Source organism: Paenarthrobacter sp. TE4293 (genome assembly GCF_050435325.1).
In the GTDB taxonomy this organism is placed as follows: Bacteria; Actinomycetota; Actinomycetes; order Actinomycetales; family Micrococcaceae; genus Arthrobacter; species Arthrobacter nitroguajacolicus_C.
This window is the reverse complement of record NZ_JBNJRY010000003.1, coordinates 280,617-303,966: the sequence shown is the minus strand read 5'-3', so window position 1 is coordinate 303,966 and position 23,350 is coordinate 280,617. Positions and strand designations below refer to the sequence as shown.

The window sequence follows — 23,350 nt, the reverse complement described above, 5'->3', positions numbered from 1 at the left end:
TGAGACAATTACAGGGTGAACCGAGCATCCTTGGAAAAGCGTCCGGACGAAGTTGCGACGATGTTTGATGATGTCGCCCCCAAATACGATGTCGTGAACGACGTCCTGTCCATGGGGCAGACCCGGCGTTGGCGCCGCATCGTGGTTGATGCCATGGACGTGAAGGTGGGCCAGAAGGTCCTGGACCTCGCCGCCGGAACCGGAACCTCCAGCGAACCCTATGCCGACGCAGGCGTGGACGTTGTAGCCTGCGACTTCTCCCTGGGCATGCTCAAGGTTGGCAAGCGCCGCCGCCCGGACATCGACTTCATTGCCGGTGACGCCACCAACCTGCCGTTCGCTGACAACAGCTTCGACGCTTCCACCATCTCCTTCGGCCTGCGGAATGTCGTTGAACCGCGCAAGGCCCTCGAGGAAATGCTGCGCGTCACCAAGCCGGGCGGCCGCCTGGTCATCGCCGAGTTCTCGCACCCTGTAGTTCCGCTGTGGCGCAACCTCTACACCGAATACCTCATGCGTGCGCTCCCGGCCATTGCCACCAAGGTGTCCTCCAACCCGGATGCGTACGTGTACCTCGCCGAGTCCATCCGCGCCTGGCCGGACCAGGACCACCTGGCCCAGTGGCTCAGCGACGCCGGCTGGACGGACATCACCTATCGCAACCTCAGCGGCGGCATCGTCGCCGTGCACCGTGCGCAGAAGCCCGCCGAGCACCGCGAAAGCGTTCCGGTGGCCAAGCTTCGCCGCCAGATCAAGCCGCGCCAACAGGCCGGCTGACCTCGTACTGCCTGCTGATTTTAGGACGACGTGAAAGTACTAATTGTTGGCGCGGGGCCGGCCGGGTCCACCGCCGCGTATTACCTCGCCCAGGCGGGCATCGATGTCACGGTGCTGGAGAAGACCTCCTTTCCGCGTGAAAAGGTGTGTGGCGATGGACTCACTCCGCGTGCGGTCCGTGAGATCCAGAAACTTGGACTGCCCCACTCTGTCGAGGACGGATGGCGCCGGAACAAGGGTCTCCGCCTCATTGCCGGCGGACGTACCATCGAGCTGCCCTGGCCCGAGGTCGCAGACTTTCCCACGTACGGCCTGATCCGCACACGTCTGGGCTTCGACGAATCGCTGGCCCGGCATGCAGAGGCCGCGGGAGCCGTCGTGCTTGAAGGCCACAGTGTTACCTCCGCTGTGACCGCTGACGACGGACGCGTCATCGGCGCACGGGCATCAATCCTCGACGAGTCCGGACGCAAGACGGGCGAAACGCGCGACTTCCATGCCGACGTCGTCCTCGCCGCGGACGGAAACTCGACCCGAACCGCCGTGTCGCTGGGTATGCACAAGCGCGACGACCGTCCTCTGGGTGTTGCCGTGCGTACCTACTTCACGTCGCCCCGGCACAACGACGACTGGATGGAAGGCTGGCTGGAACTTCCCGGCAAGTCAGGCAAGCCGCTGCCCGGTTACGGCTGGGTGTTTGGTGTCGGCGACGGCACCTCCAACGTGGGCCTTGGCATCCTGAACTCCTCCAAGGAATTCGGCAAGCTGGACTACAAGCAGGTCCTGCGCGAGTGGACCTCCACCATGCCCGCCCACTGGGGCTTCACGCCGGAGAACCAGGTGGGGGAGATCCGCGGCGCCGCGCTGCCCATGGGCTTCAACCGCACCCCGCATTACTCGCCCGGCCTGCTCCTGCTGGGCGACGCCGGCGGGATGGTCTCCCCGTTCAACGGCGAAGGCATTTCCTACGCCATGGAGTCGGCCCGTTTCGCGGCCGAGTTCCTGATTGATGCGTCCTCACGCTCGGCTTCCGCCGGTTGGTCAACGCACGACGCCGACGCGCACCTCTCGCGGTACGCGGACTATGTCCGGGACCAGTGGGGATCGCACTTCACGCTGGGTCGTGCCTTCGCGTTCCTCATTGGCAAGCCTGCCGTGATGAAGCTGGCACTGCGCACGGGTATGCCCCTTCCTGCGTTGATGCGCTTCGTGGTCCGCATGCTCGCCAACCTCACGGATCCCGCCGCGAAAGGCTTCGAAGACCGCGTAATCCGGGTCCTCGAGATGCTGGTTCCGGCCACGTCCAACACTTCCCCTGCCCGTGCCCTGACACCGGCAGGCTCCGACACCGCGGTTTCCGCACCAACTAGTTAGGGTTAACCCGTGACGAACTCTGCCGAACACAGCTGGACGCATGCCGGGCACGGCTTGCCGCAGACTGTTGAGCCTGCTCCCAACACCACAGCGATCGCAACGGGACTCCAGCTGCCCGCCGGTTTTGCCGCTATTGCCGGCGACGCCGAACTCGGTCCTGCCATCACCACCAACCTGGCCCGGGTGGAGAAGAAGCTCCGCGAAGCCATCTCCAACTCGGACCCCCTGGCCGATGCCACGTCACGCCACCTGGTGGAAGCCGGCGGCAAGCGAATCCGTCCGCTGCTCACGTTGCTGTGCGCGCACCTTGGTGATGCCTCGCGTCCCGAGGTTGTCCAGGCTGCCGTAGTCGTTGAGCTTACGCACCTGGCAACGCTCTACCACGATGACGTGATGGACTCAGCTCCCTTCCGCCGCGGTGCCCCCACAGCCCACGAAGTGTGGGGCAACTCGGTAGCCATCCTGACTGGTGACCTCATCTTTGCCCGCGCTTCCATCCTGGTGTCCGAGCTCGGCTCCCGCGCCCTGGGGATCCAGGCCCGTACCTTCGAGCGGCTGTGCCTCGGCCAGCTCCACGAAACCGTGGGGCCGCGCGAGGACGAAGATCCCGTAGATCACTACCTTTCCGTCATCGCGGACAAGACCGGTTCCCTGGTTGCAGCATCGGGTCAGCTCGGTGCGATCTTTGCCGGCGCCGATGAAGCCTACGAGGACCTGCTGGTGGAATACGGCGAGAAGGTTGGCGTGGCTTTCCAGCTCGCGGACGACGTCATCGATGTCACCGGCGTGAAGGTCAAGTCCGGCAAGTCCCCGGGCACGGACCTCCGCGAAGGCGTTCCCACGCTGCCTGTACTTTTGTTGCGCCGCGATGCCGCAGCGGGGGACTCCTCTGCCGCCGAACTCCTCACACTGATCGACGGCGACCTGTCCTCGGACGCAGCACTCGCTGAGGCCGTTGCCGGTCTGCGTGAACACCCCGTCACCAACGAGTCGTGGAAAATCGCGCGCCAGTGGTCCGCCGAAGCCGTTGCCGCCCTGGCCCCGCTGCCCGAGGGTGTGGTAAAGGATTCCCTCACCAACTTTGCGCATGCTGTGGTGGACCGCAGCAGCTAAGTGCCTTTTTTGGCTGTGGCTTCCTGACCTTGTTTGAGCTTCTGACGGCCGCTATGCATCCCATTTGGGTTGCATAGCGGCCGTTTTGGTTTCAAAGAAGGTCAGGACGCCACGGCATCCGCTCACATCACGACGCCGGCACCTCCTTAGGCGACCAGCGCGACGGCCCGAACTGGCCGGCTTCCCTGTTGCTCAGTACCGCGAGCACCTCCGCCACCATCTTCTCGGGGTGGTGCACTACGTCAGCGTAGTAATAGCGAAGGACCAGGAAGCCTCCCCGCATGCGGGCATTGTTTCGGTACTGGTCCTTCTTCACTTGTTTGCCTTCCAAATGAGTGCCGCCGTCCAGTTCGACGACCAGGCACTCGTTGATAAGGCAGTCCACCTCGCCGACGCCTCGCAGCTGAACGTGCATCCGTACGTTGAGCCCGGGCCTCACGAAAAAAGTGTGTGCCAAGACCTCCAGCAAGGAGTCTGCCCGCGGTAGGACCAGACCGAGGATTTCCCGCGCCCGACCATTCCGGTTTCCGGGCAGCTTGGATCTCAGGTAGTCGGGGCTCAGCAGAGCCTGGCTCACCGCGCTCTGAACCATGACCAGCGACTCCAGGTCCGGGCGGCAACGAAGCGCATGAATCAGGACGTCAGCCGCTGCGGCAACAGGTAGGTAGGGGTGTGGTGGGTGGGTAGCGGCTGCATGATCGACGATGTCGGGATGAGCGATTCCATTGCCTCGACTTAGGTGCAAGACCGCCGGTTCTCGGAGCGTCCATAGGCTATGGAATTTCGCAGCCGAGACGCAGGTCAGCAGACCATTCGCGCGAAAGGCTGCTACGACGTCGGGGTCTGCTCCTTTGGTGACGTAGACGCCGCGCTTCAGCCTGGTGCCCAAACCGGTATCAACGGCTGAGGCTAATGTCCGTTCGGAAAATTTAGCCCGACGCGGATTCGCCGTTCGTGCAGCACCGTGTCGGAAACGAAGGAATTCGGCAAGGTCCATCCGCCATGATCACGGTGACGAAGGGGACACCGCCCCAAAAATCGCGACTATGTGGATAACTCGAATGTTCAAGTAAATATGCTTGCGCGCCTTGGAAATTCATTGACCCTGAAAGTTGCATATATGACAGGCTTGTCATAAGCTATTCACGGATCCACTAAATGCCTCCGGTGGGTCTGATGCGAACGGAGATTGTGGTCCCGGTTCGGTGCAGCGTATGACTCGTAACGTTGCAACGAACCGGGGCCATTCCGTTTTTTAGCAGGACCAGCCCCGCTGACGTTGCAAGACGGTGGCGTCCTGACCCTCTTGGAAAGCAGAACAGCCCCCATGCAACCACTAAAGGGTGCACAGGGGCTGGGCTCAGCTCAAACGGGGTCAGGAAGCCACGGGCTTAGTCTTCGTCGTTGAACGCCCACTCGAACATGTCGAAGACGAACTCGGAGAACGTGCCTTCCTCGCTCTTCCACTGACCGCGGGCGTTGTTTCGACGCCAGACGATGGGGTCAGGGATGCTGAGGTCTGCGGTACGGAAGCCCCAGGTGAACTGCTCGTCTTCATCCTCAAGGAACATGAGGAAACCTTCGTCATCGACTTCGAGTTCCTCGGGGTCCCAGAAGTAGTGGTACGCCTCCATGAGGTCCTCGCAACCGCCGATGGCCAGGTAGAACTCGCGGAGAACCAGCGGGATGGTGAAGGAGTGGTCGGCGAGGGCGTCGTCCAGTTCGTCGGGCGTGAGGCCGTCTTCTTCCTGCCATTCATCCTCGAGATACTTTGGGACCAGCGCGCGGAACTTCTCGAGGAACATGTCAGTCATGCTCTTATCCTAGCTAATCCCGGAGGCCTGAAATTGCGCCTCCACCGGTCCCGGCACGGTGCCAACCACGGACGGCCAACGGCACATACCAGCTGCGTCGCCAGGCCGTCACCCGGAAAGCGAAAACAACAGCGGCAATGACACAAGCTGTCAGCCCACTGAACACGCCAAGGTGCCACATCAGCGTGGTCAGGCCGGCGCCTACGAAGGCAGGCAGCGCATAGATGTCGCGGTTGTTGAACAGCGTAGGGATCTCGTTGGCCGTGATGTCCCGGAGCAAGCCGCCGCCCACACCCGTGGTGACACCCAACAGGATGGCGGCTACCGGGTTCATGCCGGCGCTGATCGCCTTCAGGGTGCCGGTGATGCAGAACAAGGCGAGCCCGCCGGCGTCGAACAGCGTCAAAAGCGAGGTGAAGCGCTGGACGGACGAGAACAGATAGTAGACCAGCATCGCTGCGAGCAGCGGCGGCGCCAAATAAGCGGGATTCGTGAAGGCGATCGGGGGACCGGCGTTGATGACGATGTCGCGGATCACCCCGCCGCCCAGGGCCGCAATGGAGGCGAGGAGTATCGAACCAACAAAGTCGAACTGCTTCCGGGCGGCCAACAAGGAGCCGGACACGGCAAAAAAGAACACGCCTATGAGGTCAAGCCAGAGAAGAACAACGTCAATGGAAATCAAGTGGACTGGTTCTTTCTTAATGTGCTTCACAACAGGTGCTGGCTCAACGTTACGCTAGCTCCCATGAACAGCCCCGTTTTGATCGCCTGTGCCCACGGAACCCGCAACGCTGAGGGCCAGGCAGCCATCCGCCAGGTCATGGCCGAGATCGGGGAACTCCGTCCCGTGCTGCGGGTGCTTGAGGCCTACGTGGACGTGCAGGAACCCGAGCTGGGCGGCGTGGTGGAGGGCCTGCCCGAGGGGACCGCCGCCGTCGTCGTACCGCTTTTGCTGTCCACTGGCTTCCACATCAAGGTGGACGTCCCCAAGGCCATCAAGCCGAGGCCGGAGGTAGTGGCCGCCAGGCCGCTGGGCCCGGATCCGCGCCTGGCTGAGTTGCTGGCCGCTCACTTGCATGCGGCTGGTCTGCAAGAGAACGACGGCGTGCTGCTGGCCGCCGCTGGATCCTCCCTTCCGGACGGCTCGGTTGATTCGGAGGAGCAGGCGCGGTTGCTCGCGGATTTGCTGCCGAACAAGGTGCGGGTCGCCTATGGTGCCAGCGCGCAACCAACAGTGCCCGACGGCGTCGCCTCCCTGCGTGCGGAACTCGCCGCGGATGGGGGAGCAGGCAGGGTCTTCATTGCGTCGTACCTGCTGGCCACCGGCTACTTCCACGATCAGCTGGCGAAGGCCGGCGCGGACGTTGTTGCGGCTCCCTTGCTGCCGTCGAAGGTGCTCGCAGAGATCGCACTGGAACGCTACGACGCAGTGTTGGGAAGGCTCTCCTAACCTTTATTTACGCGGAACTTGGCCCGAAAAGACCTGCACAAAACAGGCCTCCGGGACAAGGCCGCTGGCGTGTTCGTGACGAAATGTTTCCCTAGGTGACTTAGCATTTCCGGACCTTTGCTGGCGAAATCTGGCCAGACCTACAGTCGATGTATGACAGATACAGCTGTAGCCGGTGCGTCGGCTGACACCGCCAAGCGTCCGGCACGCACCCGCCCTGCCGCCAAGCCCCACGGCCAGTGGAAGGTTGACGGCACCGCGCCCCTCAATGCCAACGAAACCTGGAAGCAGGAAGACAACGGACTGAATGTCCGTGAGCGCATTGAGTCTGTCTATTCCAAAGAAGGCTTCGACTCGATCGACGGAACGGACCTCCACGGCCGCTTCCGTTGGTGGGGTCTGTACACCCAGCGCAAGCCCGGGATCGACGGCGGCAAGACGGCAACGCTTGAGCCGCACGAGCTCGAAGACAAGTACTTCATGCTGCGCGTGCGCATCGACGGTGGGGCCCTGACCACAGAGCAGCTCCGTGTGATCGGCCAGATTTCCGTAGACTTTGCCCGCGGCTCGGCCGACCTGACGGACCGCCAGAACATCCAGCTGCACTGGATCCGTGTGGAGGACGTGCCGGAGATCTGGCGTCGCCTCGAGGGCATCGGGCTCTCCACCACGGAAGCTTGCGGCGACGTTCCCCGCGTCATCCTCGGCTCCCCGGTTGCGGGCATCGCCAAGGACGAGATCATCGATCCCACGCCGCTCATCCACGAGCTCGCCGAGCGATTCATCGGCGACCCCGAGCTGGCCAACCTGCCGCGCAAGTACAAGACCGCCATCACCGGCCACCCCTCCCAGGACGTGGTGCACGAGATCAACGACTTCGCCCTGGTGGGAGTTGTCCACCCCGAGCTCGGTGCCGGCTACGACCTCTGGGTTGGCGGCGGCTTGTCCACCAACCCCCGCCTGGCCGAACGTCTCGGTGTGTTCGTCTCCGCTGACGTCGCCGCTGAAGTGTGGCTGGGCGTCACCAGCATTTTCCGCGACTACGGTTACCGCCGCATGCGTACCAAGGCCCGCCTGAAGTTCCTCATGAACGACTGGGGTCCGGCCAAGTTCCGCCAGATCCTTGAAGACGAATACCTCGGCTTCAAGCTCCCGGACGGCCCCGCCGCTCCCAAGCCCACCGCTCCCGGTGACCACATCGGCGTCCACGAGCAGAAGGACGGTAAGTTCTTCATTGGCGTTGCTCCGACGGTGGGTCGCACGTCCGGCGAGGCACTTGTGACGCTGGCGGACACCCTGGAGAAGCACGGCAGCTACCGCCTGCGCACTACGCCGCACCAGAAGCTCGTCATCCTGGACGTCGCCAAGGAGCAGGTGGAACCCCTGATCGCCGAACTGGACACCTTGGGCCTCTCCGCCCGACCGTCCGTATTCCGCCGCGGCACCATCGCCTGCACGGGCATCGAATTCTGCAAGCTGGCCATCGTGGAAACCAAGGTCACAGCAGCAACGGCCATCGCTGAGCTGGAGCGCCGCCTGGCCGACCTCGTGGAAACCAAGCAGCTGCCCCAAGCACTGTCCCTCCACATCAACGGTTGCCCGAACTCCTGCGCCCGCATCCAGACGGCCGACATCGGCCTGAAGGGCATGATGCTTCCGACACCCGACGGCGACCCCACCCCAGGTTTCCAGGTCCACCTCGGTGGCGGGCTGGCCAACAACGAGCGCGAAGAAGCCGGTTTGGGACGCACCGTCCGCGGCCTCAAGGTCACCGTGGAAAACCTGCCCGATTACGTGGAGCGCGTGGTCCGTAAGTTCGTCGCCGTCGGCGCCGAAGGCCAGACCTTCGCTGAGTGGGCACACTCCGCAGATGAAGGAGACTTGCAATGACCGTAGCTGTAGCACTCAAGCGGTCCAACGAGGAGCTCAAGGCACTTGCTGAGGCCGGGGCCGCCGAGCTCGGCTGGAACGCCAGTGCCACCGAAGCGATCGCCTGGGTGGCCCGCAACTTCGAACTGCCTGCGGTAACGGTGGCCTGCTCCATGGCCGACGCCGTCCTGCCGGCTTTGGTCGCAGACCAGCTTCCCGGCGTCGACGTCTTGTTCCTGGAGACCGGCTACCACTTCCAGGAAACGTACGACACCCGCAACGAAGTTGCCGCGAACCTGCGCGTCAACGTGGTGGACGTCCTCCCGGAAACCACCGTGGAACAGCAGGACCGCCTGCTCGGCAAGGACCTGTTCGCCCGCGACCCCGCCCAGTGCTGCGCGCTGAGGAAAGTCCAGCCCCTGCGTCGGTCGCTTGCCGGCTACGAGGTGTGGTTCACCGGAGTCCGTCGCGACGAGGCACCCACCCGGACCAACACTCCGGTTGTCACCTGGGACGAAGGATTCGGCCTGGTCAAAGTGAACCCGATGGTCGACTGGACCTTCGATCAGCTGATCGAGTACTCCGAAGACAACATCCTTCCCGTCAACCCCCTCCTGAGCCAGGGCTACCCGTCCATCGGCTGCCAGCCCTGCACCCGCCAGGTTGCCCCGGGTGAAGACCCCCGCGCTGGCCGCTGGGCAGGATCCGACAAGACAGAATGCGGACTACACACATGAGCACCCAAACAACAACGGACGCCTACGCAGCAGATGCCGCCCCCGCCCCTTCGCTGGACGGCAATGCTGCAAGCAGCATTGCGTCCAGCTACGACAGGCCCGATGCCACTCCCGGGGCGGCATCTGCTGCTTCGGCTCTGGAATCGACTCGCCTTTCGTCGCTGGACACCCTCGAGTCCGAGGCCATTCATATCATTCGCGAGGTCGTTGCCGAGTTCGAGAAGCCTGCGCTGTTGTTCTCCGGCGGCAAGGACTCCGTGGTCATGTTGCATCTGGCTACCAAGGCGTTCTGGCCGGGCAAGGTTCCTTTCCCCGTCCTGCACGTGGACACGGGACACAACTTCCCGGAGGTCATCGACTTCCGCGACCGCACTGTTGAGCGCCTTGGCCTGAAGCTGGTTGTCGGCTCGGTGCAGGAGTTCATCGATCGCGGCGAACTGGCTGAGCGTGCCGACGGCACCCGCAACCCGCTGCAGACCGTTCCGCTGCTGGACGCGATCCAGCGCAACAAGTTCGACGCCGTGTTCGGCGGTGGCCGCCGTGACGAGGACAAGGCCCGTGCCAAAGAGCGCATCCTGAGCCTCCGCGACGAGTTCGGCCAGTGGGATCCGCGCAACCAGCGTCCCGAACTGTGGAACCTGTACAACGGCCGCCACACTGTGGGCCAGCACGTCCGTGCGTTCCCCATCAGCAACTGGACCGAGCTGGACATCTGGCGCTACATCGAGCGCGAAAACATCGAGCTCCCCAGCCTCTACTACGCCCACGAGCGCGAAGTCTTCGCCCGTGACGGCATGTGGCGTGCCGTGGGCGAGGTTTCGCAGCCGTTGCCGCACGAGGACGTCATCACCAAGCTGGTCCGCTACCGCACGGTGGGCGATATGTCCTGCACAGGTGCTGTTGAGTCCGACGCACGCACCGTGGCCGACGTCGTTGTTGAAGTCGCTGCCTCCACCCTGACCGAACGTGGCGCCACCCGAGCAGATGACCGCATCTCCGAGGCAGCCATGGAAGACCGCAAGAAGGACGGCTACTTCTAAATGAGCACCGAAACACTGGCTGCGGGGCTGGAAACAGCCCTGCCCACAACACTGTTCCGTTTCGCTACTGCCGGATCGGTCGACGACGGCAAGTCCACGTTGGTGGGCCGCCTCCTCCACGATTCCAAGGCGATCCTCGCTGACACGCTCGACGCCGTTGCCCGCACCTCTGCGGACCGCGGCTTCGGCGGCGAGAAGGGCGGGATCGACCTCGCCCTCCTGACTGACGGCCTGCGTGCCGAGCGCGAGCAGGGCATCACCATCGATGTGGCCTACCGCTACTTCGCTACCGACCGCCGCAGCTTCATCCTGGCGGACTGCCCCGGCCACGTTCAGTACACCAAGAACACGGTAACCGGCGCGTCCACTGCGGATGCCGTCGTCGTACTTATTGACGCCCGCAAGGGTGTCTTGGAGCAGACACGGCGCCACCTTTCCGTGCTGCAGCTGCTGCGCGTTGCCCACGTGATCGTGGCCGTCAACAAGATCGACCTGGTGGATTTCAGCGAGCAAGTGTTCCGGGACATCGAAGCCGACGTGCAGAAGGTTGCCCGCGAGCTTGGACTTGGTTCCGATGGGGTCGCGGACCTGCTCGTGGTTCCGGTTTCGGCGCTCGACGGCGACAACGTGGTGGACCGCTCCGATCGCACTCCCTGGTACACCGGTCCGGCGCTGCTGGAGGTCCTGGAAACCCTCCCGGCTGCTGACGAGCTCGAGGCCGAACTGGAGAGCTTCCGCTTCCCGGTCCAGCTGGTGATCCGTCCGCAGGGTGCCTTGGCTCCGGATGCTGTTGCTGCCGGGCTCGATGTGGAGGCGTACCGCGACTACCGTGCGTACGCGGGCCAGATCACTGAGGGCTCCGTGAAGCTCGGGGACGAAGTTTCCGTTATCAGCCCGGGCCACGAGCCGCGCACCACCACGGTGATCGGCATCGACTTTGCCGGCCAGTCGTTGGACGAGGCCGCAGCACCGCAGTCGGTGGCTGTTCGCCTCGCTGACGAGATCGACATCGCCCGTGGCGACACCATCGCAGCTGCAGGTACGGTCCGCGAAAGCACTGCAGACCTGTATGCGTCGTTGGCTTGGCTCTCGCCGAAGCCGCTCCGTGAGGGCCAGAAGGTCCTAGTGAAGCACGGTACGCGCACGGTCCAGGCACTGGTCCGGAACGTCACCGGCAAGCTGGACCTGGCCACGTTCAACGTGGAGCCGGCGACCAACCTGGAGCTTAACGACATTGGACACGCACAGCTCCGGCTCTCTGCTCCGTTGCCGTTGGAGAACTACCTGCACCACCGCCGCACCGGCGCTTTCCTGGTGATCGACCCCATCGACGGCAACACCCTTGCCGCCGGCTTGGTCAAGGACCACCCGGGCGACCACGAAGACGAACGTTACGTCATCTAGGGTCACACGTAGTCACAAAACCGCAGCTTGTTCGCGACTCCTCACGTTGTACGGCGGGAATTTCGGACAAGCTGCGGTTTTCTTTTTGGGGAAGGACCCATGCCACAGAACACCACGCTCAGCACGTACTTGACCTCCGGCAAGGACTTGGTCCTGGACGGTGCCTTGGCCACTGAACTCGAGGCGCATGGCTGCGACCTGGAGGATTCGTTGTGGTCCGCCAAGGTCCTGCTGGAGCAGCCGCACTTGATCAAGCACGTCCACCGCGACTACTTCGACGCCGGCGCCTCCGTGGCCATCACGGCCAGCTACCAGGCCACTCCGCAGGGTTTTGCGCGGCGCGGGTTGTCCGTGGAGGAGTCATTGGAGTTGGTGGCGTTGAGCGTCCGGCTGGCCGACGAAGCCCGCCAGGAAGCCTTGGCGGAGGGCTCCGCGAGCGGCCCTTTGCTGGTGGCCGGATCGGTGGGGCCCTACGGCGCCTACCTTGCCGACGGCTCCGAGTACCGCGGGGATTACACGCTTACTGCCGCGGAATTCCGGGACTTCCACCGCCCGCGTATTGCGGCGCTGGTGGAAGCCGGCGCGGATTTCCTGGCGTGCGAGACGCTGCCGTCGTTCACCGAAGCGGAGGCGCTGTTGGCGCTCGTGGCAGAGTTCGACGTCGAATCCTGGTTTACGTTCACGCTGCGGGACAGCGGCCACATCAGTGACGGAACGCCGCTTGCGGACGTGGCTGAGATGCTCCGCGCGGAACCGCGCGTGGCCGCCGTCGGGGTTAATTGTGTGCCGCTGGAACTGGTGACGGACGCGTTGGGAACTCTGCAACAGTCCTCCGACAAGCCCCTGGTGGCCTACCCGAATTCGGGCGAAACCTATGATGCGGTGACCAAAACGTGGGGTCCGGCTGCCGGCGTTCAGGGCACCGGAACCTTGGCTGAAAACGCAGCTGAATGGCAGGGACGGGGCGCCCATCTCATAGGTGGCTGCTGCCGCACAACTCCCCGCGACATTGAAGCCCTCGCGGCGAATATGACGCCACGTGAACCTGCGTGAACCTTGATTTCTACGGGATTGAAGCCGAAATATGACAGTCCTTACTGTGAAGGCATGACCTCTCCGGACTGGTCCTTGCTTGCCCTCGACGGGCGATGTCACGGGGCCTGATCTTCGCCCCTCTCGCATCCCACATCTTCTTAGGACCCAACCTCATGGCTAACAAACCCGAGTCACAACCCGAATCCGGTACCACCCGCATTGTCGCCGGTGAGACCGCTTCCAAGCCCAAACGTCGCCGCACCCTGGAGATCGGCCTGGCCGTTGGCCTGGTCGTCCTCATTGGTGCTGGCGCTGCCGTAGCTTCGGCCGTCTCCAACAACAATCAGGCCGCACCGGCTCCCGCAACGACTCCCGCCGCGGAGCTCAAGCTGGGCTACTTCAGCAACGTCACCCACGGCCCGGCGCTGGTCGGAACGAGCAAAGGCTTGATCCAGAAGGAGCTTGGCGAGACCAAGCTCAGCACCCAGATCTTCAACGCCGGCCCTGCCGCGATCGAAGCCCTGAACGCCGGGGCCATCGACGCTACCTACATTGGCCCGAACCCGGCCATCAACTCCTTCGTCAAGAGCAACGGCGAATCCATCAGCATCATCGCCGGCGCAGCTTCCGGCGGTGCCCAGCTTGTCGTCAAGCCGGAGATCAACTCCGCAGCCGACCTCAAGGGCAAGGTACTCGCCTCGCCGCAGCTCGGCGGCACGCAGGACGTCGCCCTCCGCGCCTGGTTGGGCCACCAGGGTTACAAGACCAACCCGGACGGCAGCGGTGATGTGAACATCAACCCGACCGAAAACGCCCAGTCGCTGAAGCTCTTCCAGGACGGAAAGCTCGACGGTGCGTGGTTGCCTGAGCCGTGGGCCTCCCGCCTGGTGCTCGAAGCCGGTGCGAAGGTCCTGGTGGACGAGAAGGACCTGTGGGACAAGGGTGACTTCACCACCACCATCCTGATCGTGAACAAGAAGTTCGCCGCTGAACATCCGGAAACGGTGAAGGCTCTGTTGAAGGGCCACGTTGAGTCCGTGAACTGGTTGAACTCCGCATCCGCGGACGAGAAAGCCACCACCATCAACGCAGTCCTCAAGGACACCGCAGGCAAGCCGCTCCCGGCGAACGTGATCGAACGCGCTCTGCAGAACATCAAGTTCACCACCGATCCTCTCGCAGGAACGTACAAGAAGCTCCTGCAGGACGGTGTTGACGCGGGCACCACCAAGCAGGCCGACATCAACGGGATCTTCGATCTCCGCGCCTTGAATGAGGTGGAGGGCAAGAAGACCTCAGCCGCAGGTCTTGGCCAGGACTAAGCACTGACAGGCTGGTCCGTTCCCCTGGAAACTGCCGGGGAACGGACCGGCCTTTGGCCATATCAGCTCTACCAATCAACATGAAGGACGGGACCATGCCAGTCGTACTCGAGAACCTGGGGAAGCGCTTCGGCGACGGCGCCCCGGTGCTGGACGACGTCAACGCCACCATCGCCCAGGGCGAGTTCGTTGCCCTCCTCGGTGCGTCCGGCTGCGGTAAGTCCACCCTGCTGAACATCATGGCGGGACTGGAAAAGCCGACGTCGGGCGCCCTTGAAGTACCCAGCGACGGTGCCGCCTTCATGTTCCAGGACGCGTCCTTGTTCCCTTGGCTGACCGCCCGGGGGAACATCGAGTTGGCATTGCAACTAGCGGACAAGTCCAGCACGAAAGCCAGCCGCAGGGACCGCGCCAACGAACTGCTGGAGCTCGTCCACTTGGGTGGCGCGGGAGACAAGCGTCCTCACGAACTCTCCGGTGGCATGCGGCAGCGCGTTGCCTTGGCCCGCTCGTTGGCCCAGGACCGGCAACTGCTGCTGATGGACGAGCCGTTTGCCGCCCTGGACGCCATTACCCGGGACCTTCTGCATGACGAGCTTGAGCGCATCTGGAAGGAAACCGGCCGGACCATCGTGTTCGTGACCCACAATGTGCGCGAGGCCGTCCGTCTGGGCCAGCGCGTGCTGCTTTTGTCCTCCCGCCCCGGCCGTGTGGTGGCCGAATGGGACGTCACCGAAGAACACCGGACCGACGCCGGCAGTGCTGGGGAGCTGACCAGTGTCATCACCCGCCGCCTTCGCGAGGAGATCCGCCGCCATGCCAAGTAACCCCATCACCACCGAAGAGCGGACCCTTCCCGTGACTGAATCCAAAGAACACATCACCTCGCCGTCGCTGAAGGGCAACGCCTCGGAACTTCGCGACCTTGAAGCGGGCCTGGACAATCTTCAGTCAGACCTTGGCCGCAAGCGCGGCATCGAATGGAAGCGCGTCCTGCTTCCCGTCCTGGCGCTGGTGGTACTCATCCTCGCGTGGCAGTTCTACGTTTCGCTGGGCCTCAAGCGTCGCGACCAAGTACCGGGGCCGCTGGATGTGCTGAACCAGCTGGTTCTGCTCTGGAGTGAAGGCAAGGTCCAGGAATCAGTGTGGACTTCGCTGCAGCGAGGATTGATTGGGTTCCTGATTTCCGTAGTGGTCGCAACACCGGTGGGCTTGCTGCTGGCACAGGTTGCTCCCTTGCGCCGCGCCTTTGGTCCGCTGATTTCCGGGCTTCAGGTGCTGCCGTCCGTGGCCTGGGTTCCCGCAGCCATCATTTGGTTCGGCCTGACGGACGCAACGGTGTACTTTGTGGTGCTCATGGGTGCCATCCCGTCCATCATCAACGGGCTTATCTCCGGCGTCGACCAGATCCCACCGCAATACCGGAGCGTTGGGACCGTCCTGGGCGCGAACCGGCTTCAGATGGCGCTGCAGATCATCCTGCCGGCTGCCCTGCCCGGGTACATCGGTGGTTTGAAGCAGGGCTGGGCTTTCTCGTGGCGCTCACTCATGGCTGCTGAAATCATCGCAGTGGGCGGCACCATCGGTTTCGGGTTGGGCTCGCTCCTTGACCAGGGCCGCGCGTTGTCCGACATGGCGATTGTGATGTCCGCGATCCTGCTCATCCTGTTTGTGGGCATCCTGATTGAGCTCCTGGTGTTCGGGCCGATCGAGAAGCGCTTGCTGCAGCGCCGGGGTTTGCTGGCGGGCAGCAGCCGCTAACCATTGGAGTTTTTGTACACGTAATGCCCTTAAGAGTGCTTCTTAGGGGCATTACGTGTACAAAAACTCGCCCTTCCCGGCCGGATCTGGTTTCGACCCGGACGAAATGCTACGTTGCCACGAGCCTTTGCATATGGGGGAGGCGATTCCGGGAATCGTGTGGACGGTGACAGCTCATGATCATGCAGCAAAGAACACTGGTGTCGGTTGCTGTAGCTGCACTGCTTTCCGTGACGTCGTGTGCAGCGCCGGCCCCACAGCCCGACGCGGAAGCGAAGGCCACTGTTCAGTCTCTTATCGAGCGGGCCATCGACCGTAGGAATCATCAAGTTGTCACAGGGTTCTCCTCCACCAAGGAGGAGATCAGTATGGATTTCGTCCCGGCGGCAGTTGAGCGTGTCGAGCTTGAGTACCGAAAACTCCACCAACGCAGGGACGCGTTTGCTCCCTATGGCGCCTTTTGACGGACACCGGCTCGGAGATCACCATCAAGAAATTCACCATCACCAAAACCGGCGCCAAGGTTGAGATCTCGGAGCAGACACAGCTGGAACACGGTCCGGTGAACGGCGTGCAAGGCCCCGGCGAGGGGTACGTCTACGACCAAACCGTTGAGCTTGAGAGAACCGGCGACGCGTGGAAGATCAGCAGTATCGCCCCTGAAAATCCGGGCAAGCCTTACCCGACGACAATTGTTGATCCAGACACGCTTTAGGCGCTCGGCACTTCGCGTCGGCCGCTGCATAACAGTCGACTTCCGGACGGCGCGCAAAGGCTCGACGGCGACCTCCCGCCGTCGAGCCCTTGCGTCACCAGACGGTGAGGCTAGAGTCCGGTCAGCAGATCCCGCATTTCCCGAATCTCTGCTTCCTGCGCCGTGACGATGTCCTTGCCGAGCTGGACAGCCTCAAGGTCCTTTCCCTGGGCTATTTCGGTTTTGGCCATGGTCACGGCACCTTCGTGATGCGCGATCATCTGCGTCAGGAAGAGCCTGGCGGCTTCCACGCCTTGGGCTTCTCTGAGTTTCTGAAGGTCCGCTTCGCTCAGCATGCCGTCCATGCCGTGGCCGCCATGCCCCGAGGATCCCATGACAGGCACGTTCCAGCTGTTCAGCCAGCCCGTCATCTTCTCTATTTCGGGTGCCTGCGCGTCTTTGATCTTCACGGCCAAGTTGGTAATCGAGGCCGGGATGTCAGCCTTTGCCAGCATGACGTCGGACATCTCCACCGCTTGGGAGTGATGGGGGATCATCATCTGGGCGAACATGGTGTCTGCGGCGTTGTGCCCGGCGTCGCTGCTGTTCGCAGAGGGGCTGATGGAGGTGCCGGCACTTCCATGGTCCATGCCCGGCATGGAACCGGAGCCGGGGTTGGAAGCGCAACCAGCCAGGGCAAGCAGAGCTGCGAGAGCCGCTCCGGTCACAGTGAAGTGAGTTCTGTTCATGAGTAAAAGTCCTTTGCATTTCGGGCGGCGTTGATAGTCAGCCGCACCGTAGTCAACAGATGGTGAATGGATGTGTGGTCCCGGTTGTTACCGGACCATCCAGTGCTCACGTACGGCTGATGCAGAGTTGCCCGGGTGTAGGACCGTGGGGTTGGTAGGACCAGGACGGAAAGATGGTGGGCAGTTCCCACGATGCAGGGGTGACTTCGCCTGTCGTGCCGGGTGGGGGAGCGCTCAGAGAAGCTGTTGTGAGGGATGGGATGCAACCGGCGGCCTGAGTGCAGGAGCAGCTTCCAAATTCCGTGCCGTGATCGTCGCCAGCCGAGGCACCGCTCACCTCATGAGAAGGGCCGTGCGCGTGGTGGGATGAGGAGGTGCTCACTACAGGTGATGCCGCATGAGACGCATGCGTTCCCCCTGCCCCATGCGGACCGCTGATGATGTGCATTCCGAATATGCCTGCAATGACGGCCGTCACCAGAAGTAGAAGCAACGCCCGCACGAGGGAGGCGGCAAGAGCGCGAGGGGACAGCAGTTTGCTCACGATGCTTCACCACCTTCGTCTACTTCCGATGCTGTCAGCATACCCCGGTAGGGTATAAATGAGCGATTCATTTTCTGCTGGCGCTGCCTGCCCTTGGCATTCCTCCGTTGTCCGCTGCGCCATTGCGATTCGCGGCCTAGAATCGTCGAATGGGCCTTCTAACGTTCAGCATCAACGTCACGCTCGATGGTTGCGTGGACCATCAGGAGGGCATCGCCGACGACGAGACGCACGCCCACTTCACGCGTCTCCTGGATCAGAGCGGCGCAATGCTCTGGGGCCGGACTACCTACGAAATGATGGAGGTCTACTGGCCCTTGGTTGCCCGCGGCGAAGTAGAAGCGCCGCCAGCCCTACGCGAGTGGGCGATCACCTTGGAGGGAAAACCCAAGTACGTCGTTTCCACAACGCGGAGCGACTTCCCCTGGACGAACAGCCACCGGCTGGTCGGCGAACTGGGTACGGCCGTTCAGGAACTCAAGGACAGGACTCCCAAGGGGGTGCTTCTCGGCAGCGGGAAACTAGCAACAGAGCTGGACCGATTGGGCCTGATCGACGAGTACAAATTCCTCATCCACCCCATGATCACAGGCCACGGCCCCACCCTTTACCAAGGCGGACTGCCCAGCACCCGGCGCCTTGAACTGATCTCGGCCGAGCCGCTCAGTAACGGGGCGGTGGCGATGCATTATCGCCGGGCTGTTTGACTAATGTGCAGGCAACATGACAACGCCTAGCCATCCCCATGAACTGCGGTTTTAGAAATCTCCACCGGGGTAGGTGCCCTCGGGCAATGTGAAGCACGGCGAACCGGAATCAATGCGAATCACATTTGGGGTTAGGCCTCTACCGATGAGATATCCTTCACTGGGAGCGGGCCCAAGCAAATGCACTTGATAGTCGCCATCAATTCCCGTCCGGGTTGTGACCTCGAAGCGGCTCTCTCTGTAGTGCAGCTCAAGGCCTTTTATAACTTCTTCCACGTTCGCGCCGGACGTCAGCGTAATATCTGTCCAACCGTTCCAGTTGTGATCGGTCCTGTTGCACGACAGGAGTACGCCGGTCTCCTTCTGAAGGACGGAAGTAACTTTGTCTTTCGGGATTAAGCCGGCGATCTCGAGTGCGGTCTTCTGCGTATCTGCTTTCGCACTTTGCCATGGCAGGCTTGTTTCCAAGTCATTTTCCTCCCTCGGAATATCTGTATCTGTACAACCGGAAACACCCATGATGGCTACCAATAATACGGCGATAGCGGTGTAGCGTGAGATTTTCATCGGTTAATCAAACCTTGTATGTCCCGAAGCGCCTCCCTATTGTCGTTGCTGTTGGAGGCGATGAGATTGTGGTTTTCCATGAGGAGCTAGAAATCCCCGCCGGGGTAGGTTCCCTCGGGCAACGTGAAGCAAGGCGAACCTGACGCAATGCGAATGAGACCGGGATCGTCCTCCCTGATGAGATACATTTCCGAGGTGGCCGGATCGCTTATCTCAACACGAAAAGTGCCTTGTATGGTCCGATCGCTTGAGACCTCAAAACGATGATCCGTGTAGTGTGCCCGAGCAGCCGTCTCAAGTTCCTTCACGACAGATTCAGCTTCGCTTCCCTCAGTCAGCGTGATCGAAGTCGAGCCGTTCCAGTTGTGTTCGGTTTTGCTGCAGGATAAGAGTACGCCTGTCTCTTTCTGGACTATGGAAGTAACTTTGTCCTTCGGGATCAAGGCCGCGATCTCCAGCGCCTCCTTTTCCGTGTTTGCTTTCGCTTGCTGCCATGTCAGCTCAGCATTCATCGTTGCCTCCTGTGTCTTTGTTACGGTGGGCCCCGTTGGTTCGATTGGAGTCCCTCCGGGGCTTCCGGCGCAACCGGCCAGCATCGTCGAACCGACCAAAATCAACAACGCAGCATGGTGCGGCCCTCTCATTGCGTCATCAACTTCTTCATGAACCGAAGTGCCTGCTTGTAGTTCTCGCGGTCGGAGGCGATGAGCCCGTGGTCGTTCATGAGGATCAGAAATCCCCACCCGGGTAGATGCCCTCGGGCAAGGTGAAGCACTCAGATCCTGATGCAATACGGATTTCGTTTGGAGACAATCCTTCGGAGACGATGTAGCTCTCCCCTGGAGCAGGCGGGTCGATTTGGATTCGATAGTTTTCGTTTACATTTCTATCTACGGACACATTTAAGCCATTCGCACGGTAGTGGGCTTTGATGGCTTTCACAATGGGTTCGATTTTGGTCCCGTCAGCAACCATGACCGTCGTCGAGCCATTCCAATTGTGCTGTGTCTTGTTGCAGGACAGCAGCACGCCCTTCATCTTTTGATCGATCGAGACAGCAGCATCTTTTGGAATGAGGGCGGTGATCTCCAGTTCCATTGCCTGGGTGTGCGCTTTCGCTTCCTGCCAGGTCAGTTCAGCTTTCATCGGCTCCTCCTGTGTTTGAGTCGCAGTTGGCACAGTTGACTCTGTCGAACCCCCGTTGGGTGGCTCGGCGCAAGCGGCGAGCCCGATCGAACCTGCCACCAGCAACAACGCCATGGCACCGCGACGCGCCCTCATCGAGTCACGATTCCAAGCTTGTTTTCAAGCGCTTTCATGTTATTTTCGTTGTTTGAGTCGATGAGGTTGTGGTTGTTCATGAGGACCTAAAAATCCCCACCCGGGTAGATGCCCTCGGGCAAAGTGAAGCACGCAGATCCTGAGGCGATACGGATTTCATTTGGGGCCAAGCCTTCTGCGACGATGTAGTTCTCCCCGGCTCCCAGATCGATTTGGATTCGATAGTCTTCGTCGACATTCCTGTCGGCGGATACTTTCGTTCCTTTCGCCCGGTAGTGGGCTTCGATGTCCTTCACGATCGGCTCGATGTTGGTTCCTTCAACGACCGTGATGGTCGTGGAACCTTTCCATTTGTGGTGTGTGCTGTTGCAGGACAGAAGCATGCCCGTCTCCTTCTGATCGATCGAGACAGTGGGGTTGTTTGGGATCAGGGCGGCGATCTCCAGTTCCATAGCTTGAGTGTGGGCTTTGGCTTCCTGCCAGGTCAGTTCAGTTATCAACGGTTCCTCCTGTGTATCAGTGGCAGTTGGCACGGTTGACTCGGTCGAACTCACGCTTGGGTTTCCGGCGCAGCCGGCGAGCCCCATCAGCAATGCCAGCAGCACCACCACCGTGGCACCGTTCCGAGCCCTCATCGAGTCACAATTTCTAGCATGTCTTCTAGTGCTTTTTCGTTGTCATTATTGGTGGAGGCGATGAGGTTGTGGTTTTCCATAAGGATTAGAAATCCCCACCCGGATAGATGCCCTCGGGTAAGGTGAAGCACGGCGAGCCCGAATCGATGTCAATCTGGTTTGGGGCTAGGCCTTCGGCGACAATGTAGTTCTCCCCGCTTCCGCTGCGAGCGATCATTTGAACTTCATAGGAACCCCTGATGTCAAGCCTGTTCCTGACTCCAAAGAGGCCGCCCTGATAGTGGGCTTCGATGTCCTTCACCATCGGCTCAATGTTCGTTCCTTCGGCAACCGTGATGGTGGTTGAACCCTTCCATTTGTGTTGGGCTTTGTTGCAAGACAGAGGCATGCCCTTCTTCTTCTGATCGATCGAGATAACAGCGTCTTTTGGGATCAGGGCGGCGATCTCCAGTTCCATTGCTTGGGCCTGGACTTTCGCCTCCTGCCAGGTCAGTTCAGCTTTCATCGGTTCCTCTTGTGTTTTAGTAGGCGTTGGCACAGTCGACTGGATTGAACCCGTGTTGGGGTTTCCAGCACAAGCGGCGAGCCCGATCGAACCTGCCACCAGCAACAACGCCATGGCACCGCGACGCGCCCTCATCGAGCCACAATTCCGCGTATGTCCTTGAGCACTTGCTCGTTGTCCTCACTGTTTGAGGCGATGAGGTTGTGGTTTTCCATGAGGATGTTCCCTTCTTCGACGGTGTTGATCGCCCTAAGTTGGTCGTCGTGGGGGCCGCGGTAGTAGTGCTGTTCGAACTCATCCCGATGAATGGGGTTATTTCCATTCCAAACCACCCCTGTATTGGTGATGGGGTTGGGAACTCCCTGACCATGGACGAGCAGATCATAGTAGTACGGGTTCGAGTATTCCGTGGTTGCCTGTGGTTTCCAGTCCGGGAGCATGCCGGCCCCGGCGAGGGAGACCACCTTGTCGTATCGCGCTCCGGCGACTTCGGAGCTGGTGACGTTCGCCAGGCCCCAGCTGTGCCCGATGCCGGTTTGCTCGGCACCGTTCAGGTAGGGGTCAGTGCGCATTCCGGTCTCGAAACCTGCCAGTTGCTGCCCTGACGTGCGTGCAAGTTTCTCATCGTTCGCCTCCCCGATTCTCGCCAGGTTGGGACCGCCGGCGGTGTCCTCCTCCCCGGGGAACCGCCCATCCTTGTACACGAACGCCACCGTCCCCGGCACCCTGCTAGTGAGGTATGTCGAGACCTGCTGTACGCCGCCTGTGTAGAAAATGTTCATTCCGGTGAAGGTTCCTGGAACGTAGGTGATCACGTGCCGTGTGTCGGGGCCCGGGGTGCCGATCATTTGCACAATCCGGGACTGGTCCCGGTCATAGAGGTAAAGCTGAACTTGCCCAGCTTCCACCTGCTTCAGATAGGCGACCTCATTTTCCAGCATTTTTGTCCGGTTCGGGTCGTGGTGGGCTTGCCAGATCCCCGACAATTTCCGGGCTGTTTCCAGGTCTTTCTCCGCCGCACGGAGCAGGCTTGGCGCGTTCAACTGGTTAGCCCGGACCCGGGCCAGTGCGGGTATCCCGTCCAAAGCGCCGAACATGGCCGGAGCCGCAGCCAGCAGCAGCTCCTGTACCTGCGTGAACCCGGACTCGTTCACTGCAGTTTGGGCGCCCGTTTTCATGCCCGCCCACCAAGCCCCGATTTTCGATGGGTCCATGCCTCGCAGGGTCTGCTGCCATCCGGGTATTGTGGCCAATGCCTTCACGTCAGCCTCGGAGGCAGTGGACAAGTAGCCCAGCAGCGCCGAGCCCGATAAGGTCATCGGCGCCGTTGCAAGCACAAGAACGCCGTTCGATACCGTTATCTGCCCGAGGTCACCGCTGCCACCGGCAACGCGGAACGTCGACGCGATGTCGGAAAGCCGGGTCGCGTCCTGATGGTTGTCTTCCAGGAACCGTCGCAGCCCGCCACGGACAGCGTCGAGATCAGAGTGCACCCAGGAGCACTTGTCCTCGAACTCGGACACAGCTGCACTGACTCTGTTGGCCGCGCCTCGGTCTGAGTCGTCCTGGATCCTGAAGGTTGACACTGCGGAGTCCAAGGTGTCCGGATCAGCGGAACTCGCCCCACCAGTGCTTCCACTCGCCCAGACACGAAACCCCTGCCGCGCAGTCTCCACGCTCGCCACCGGACGGTCAGTCGCCTCCATCGACGGGCGCGGCCCCACATCCACTGCAAAACCGCCGCCAGCACGCGCCCAACCGGAGGCAAGCGCCCACTCCGTCACCTGATCCAAGCGACGCTGCTCAACCTCCGCGGCGCTCTTCGCTTCCTGTACCCGACGGGCAACGTCTTCCAACATATGGACCAGCTCCGAACGGGCCGCCCGTTCAGCGGCAACGTTCTCCCGGAACAGTCAGCGAACACGCCCCGGAATTCCGTAAGAGCAGCAGTCGAGATCGATTCCCGCCC

The 23,350-nt window shown here is 61.8% G+C and carries 25 protein-coding genes; 15 read left to right on the top strand and 10 right to left on the bottom strand.

Annotated features, from left to right (window positions below):
• Positions 1–15: 15 nt before the first annotated feature.
• The 3 genes from QF015_RS07710 to QF015_RS07700 are packed head-to-tail and all read left to right on the top strand — an operon-like array spanning position 16 to position 3,264.
• Positions 16–777 (top strand): demethylmenaquinone methyltransferase, encoded by a 762-nt coding sequence (locus QF015_RS07710; protein ID WP_310206412.1) that lies wholly within the window; start codon positions 16–18, stop codon positions 775–777.
• Between the two features lie 30 nt (positions 778–807).
• The gene (locus QF015_RS07705) at positions 808–2,151 is read left to right on the top strand and encodes a geranylgeranyl reductase family protein (RefSeq protein ID WP_429388161.1); all 1,344 of its coding nucleotides are present in this window, start codon (positions 808–810) and stop codon (positions 2,149–2,151) included.
• A gap of 9 nt (positions 2,152–2,160) precedes the next feature.
• On the top strand, positions 2,161–3,264 hold the full coding sequence (locus QF015_RS07700; RefSeq protein ID WP_310206406.1) for a polyprenyl synthetase family protein: 1,104 nt from the start codon (positions 2,161–2,163) through the stop codon (positions 3,262–3,264).
• 127 nt (positions 3,265–3,391) lie between these two features.
• Here the strand turns inward: QF015_RS07700 and QF015_RS07695 are convergent, their stop codons facing one another.
• The 3 genes from QF015_RS07695 to QF015_RS07685 form a co-directional block, all read right to left on the bottom strand.
• Positions 3,392–3,856, bottom strand: a complete 465-nt coding sequence (locus tag QF015_RS07695; protein ID WP_429388159.1) for an endonuclease domain-containing protein — start codon at positions 3,854–3,856, stop codon at positions 3,392–3,394.
• A 799-nt stretch (positions 3,857–4,655) separates the two neighbouring features.
• Positions 4,656–5,078, bottom strand: a complete 423-nt coding sequence (locus tag QF015_RS07690) for a hypothetical protein (protein WP_011775733.1) — start codon at positions 5,076–5,078, stop codon at positions 4,656–4,658.
• Positions 5,079–5,091: 13 nt separating this feature from the next.
• Entirely contained in the window at positions 5,092–5,763 is a 672-nt protein-coding gene (locus tag QF015_RS07685) for a trimeric intracellular cation channel family protein (protein WP_310206398.1), read from the bottom strand.
• On the opposite strand from QF015_RS07685, the gene QF015_RS07680 reads away from it, so the two are divergent.
• The 11 genes from QF015_RS07680 (at position 5,764) to QF015_RS07630 (ending at position 16,414) form a co-directional block, all read left to right on the top strand.
• Positions 5,764–6,531 carry a sirohydrochlorin chelatase gene (locus QF015_RS07680; protein ID WP_429388156.1) on the top strand — a complete coding sequence of 256 codons (768 nt, stop codon included), beginning with the start codon at positions 5,764–5,766 and terminating at the stop codon, positions 6,529–6,531. It begins immediately after the preceding gene.
• A 153-nt stretch (positions 6,532–6,684) separates the two neighbouring features.
• A complete protein-coding gene (locus QF015_RS07675) occupies positions 6,685–8,421 on the top strand; it encodes a nitrite/sulfite reductase (RefSeq protein WP_310206391.1) in 1,737 nt (578 codons plus the stop codon).
• Positions 8,418–9,137 carry a phosphoadenylyl-sulfate reductase gene (locus QF015_RS07670; protein WP_310206388.1) on the top strand — a complete coding sequence of 240 codons (720 nt, stop codon included), beginning with the start codon at positions 8,418–8,420 and terminating at the stop codon, positions 9,135–9,137. The genes QF015_RS07675 and QF015_RS07670 overlap by 4 nt, the downstream gene beginning before the upstream one ends.
• A complete protein-coding gene (cysD, locus tag QF015_RS07665; protein ID WP_429388153.1) occupies positions 9,134–10,177 on the top strand; it encodes a sulfate adenylyltransferase subunit CysD in 1,044 nt (347 codons plus the stop codon). The genes QF015_RS07670 and cysD overlap by 4 nt, the downstream gene beginning before the upstream one ends.
• Positions 10,178–11,581 carry a sulfate adenylyltransferase subunit 1 gene (locus QF015_RS07660; RefSeq protein ID WP_429388151.1) on the top strand — a complete coding sequence of 468 codons (1,404 nt, stop codon included), beginning with the start codon at positions 10,178–10,180 and terminating at the stop codon, positions 11,579–11,581.
• Positions 11,582–11,680: 99 nt separating this feature from the next.
• Positions 11,681–12,634 carry a homocysteine S-methyltransferase gene (mmuM, locus tag QF015_RS07655; RefSeq protein ID WP_429388149.1) on the top strand — a complete coding sequence of 318 codons (954 nt, stop codon included), beginning with the start codon at positions 11,681–11,683 and terminating at the stop codon, positions 12,632–12,634.
• A gap of 155 nt (positions 12,635–12,789) precedes the next feature.
• On the top strand, positions 12,790–13,938 hold the full coding sequence (locus QF015_RS07650; protein WP_429388147.1) for an ABC transporter substrate-binding protein: 1,149 nt from the start codon (positions 12,790–12,792) through the stop codon (positions 13,936–13,938).
• A 95-nt stretch (positions 13,939–14,033) separates the two neighbouring features.
• A complete protein-coding gene (locus QF015_RS07645) occupies positions 14,034–14,765 on the top strand; it encodes an ABC transporter ATP-binding protein (RefSeq protein ID WP_429388145.1) in 732 nt (243 codons plus the stop codon).
• On the top strand, positions 14,755–15,699 hold the full coding sequence (locus QF015_RS07640; protein ID WP_429388143.1) for an ABC transporter permease: 945 nt from the start codon (positions 14,755–14,757) through the stop codon (positions 15,697–15,699). The genes QF015_RS07645 and QF015_RS07640 overlap by 11 nt, the downstream gene beginning before the upstream one ends.
• 176 nt (positions 15,700–15,875) lie before the next feature.
• Positions 15,876–16,163: a hypothetical protein gene (locus QF015_RS07635; RefSeq protein ID WP_429388141.1), complete on the top strand. Its 288-nt coding sequence runs from the start codon at positions 15,876–15,878 to the stop codon at positions 16,161–16,163.
• Positions 16,160–16,414: a hypothetical protein gene (locus QF015_RS07630; protein ID WP_429388139.1), complete on the top strand. Its 255-nt coding sequence runs from the start codon at positions 16,160–16,162 to the stop codon at positions 16,412–16,414. Before QF015_RS07635 ends, QF015_RS07630 begins: the two co-directional genes overlap by 4 nt.
• A 110-nt stretch (positions 16,415–16,524) precedes the next feature.
• On the opposite strand, the gene QF015_RS07625 is transcribed toward QF015_RS07630, so the two are convergent.
• On the bottom strand, positions 16,525–17,142 hold the full coding sequence (locus QF015_RS07625) for a DUF305 domain-containing protein (RefSeq protein ID WP_429388136.1): 618 nt from the start codon (positions 17,140–17,142) through the stop codon (positions 16,525–16,527).
• 693 nt (positions 17,143–17,835) lie between these two features.
• Here QF015_RS07625 and QF015_RS07620 point away from each other — a divergent pair.
• Entirely contained in the window at positions 17,836–18,393 is a 558-nt protein-coding gene (locus QF015_RS07620) for a dihydrofolate reductase family protein (protein WP_310206369.1), read from the top strand.
• A gap of 51 nt (positions 18,394–18,444) precedes the next feature.
• Here the strand turns inward: QF015_RS07620 and QF015_RS07615 are convergent, their stop codons facing one another.
• The 6 genes from QF015_RS07615 to QF015_RS07590 form a co-directional block, all read right to left on the bottom strand.
• Positions 18,445–18,960 (bottom strand): hypothetical protein, encoded by a 516-nt coding sequence (locus QF015_RS07615; protein ID WP_310206366.1) that lies wholly within the window; start codon positions 18,958–18,960, stop codon positions 18,445–18,447.
• Positions 18,961–19,046: 86 nt separating this feature from the next.
• On the bottom strand, positions 19,047–19,472 hold the full coding sequence (locus QF015_RS07610) for a hypothetical protein (RefSeq protein ID WP_310206364.1): 426 nt from the start codon (positions 19,470–19,472) through the stop codon (positions 19,047–19,049).
• 217 nt (positions 19,473–19,689) lie between these two features.
• On the bottom strand, positions 19,690–20,106 hold the full coding sequence (locus tag QF015_RS07605) for a hypothetical protein (RefSeq protein ID WP_429388132.1): 417 nt from the start codon (positions 20,104–20,106) through the stop codon (positions 19,690–19,692).
• A gap of 221 nt (positions 20,107–20,327) precedes the next feature.
• Positions 20,328–20,852, bottom strand: coding sequence for a hypothetical protein (locus tag QF015_RS07600; RefSeq protein WP_429388130.1), 525 nt, complete (start codon positions 20,850–20,852; stop codon positions 20,328–20,330).
• A gap of 109 nt (positions 20,853–20,961) precedes the next feature.
• Positions 20,962–21,516, bottom strand: coding sequence for a hypothetical protein (locus QF015_RS07595; RefSeq protein ID WP_429388127.1), 555 nt, complete (start codon positions 21,514–21,516; stop codon positions 20,962–20,964).
• Positions 21,513–23,240 carry a hypothetical protein gene (locus QF015_RS07590; RefSeq protein WP_429388124.1) on the bottom strand — a complete coding sequence of 576 codons (1,728 nt, stop codon included), beginning with the start codon at positions 23,238–23,240 and terminating at the stop codon, positions 21,513–21,515. The genes QF015_RS07595 and QF015_RS07590 overlap by 4 nt, the downstream gene beginning before the upstream one ends.
• Positions 23,241–23,350: the final 110 nt, after the last annotated feature.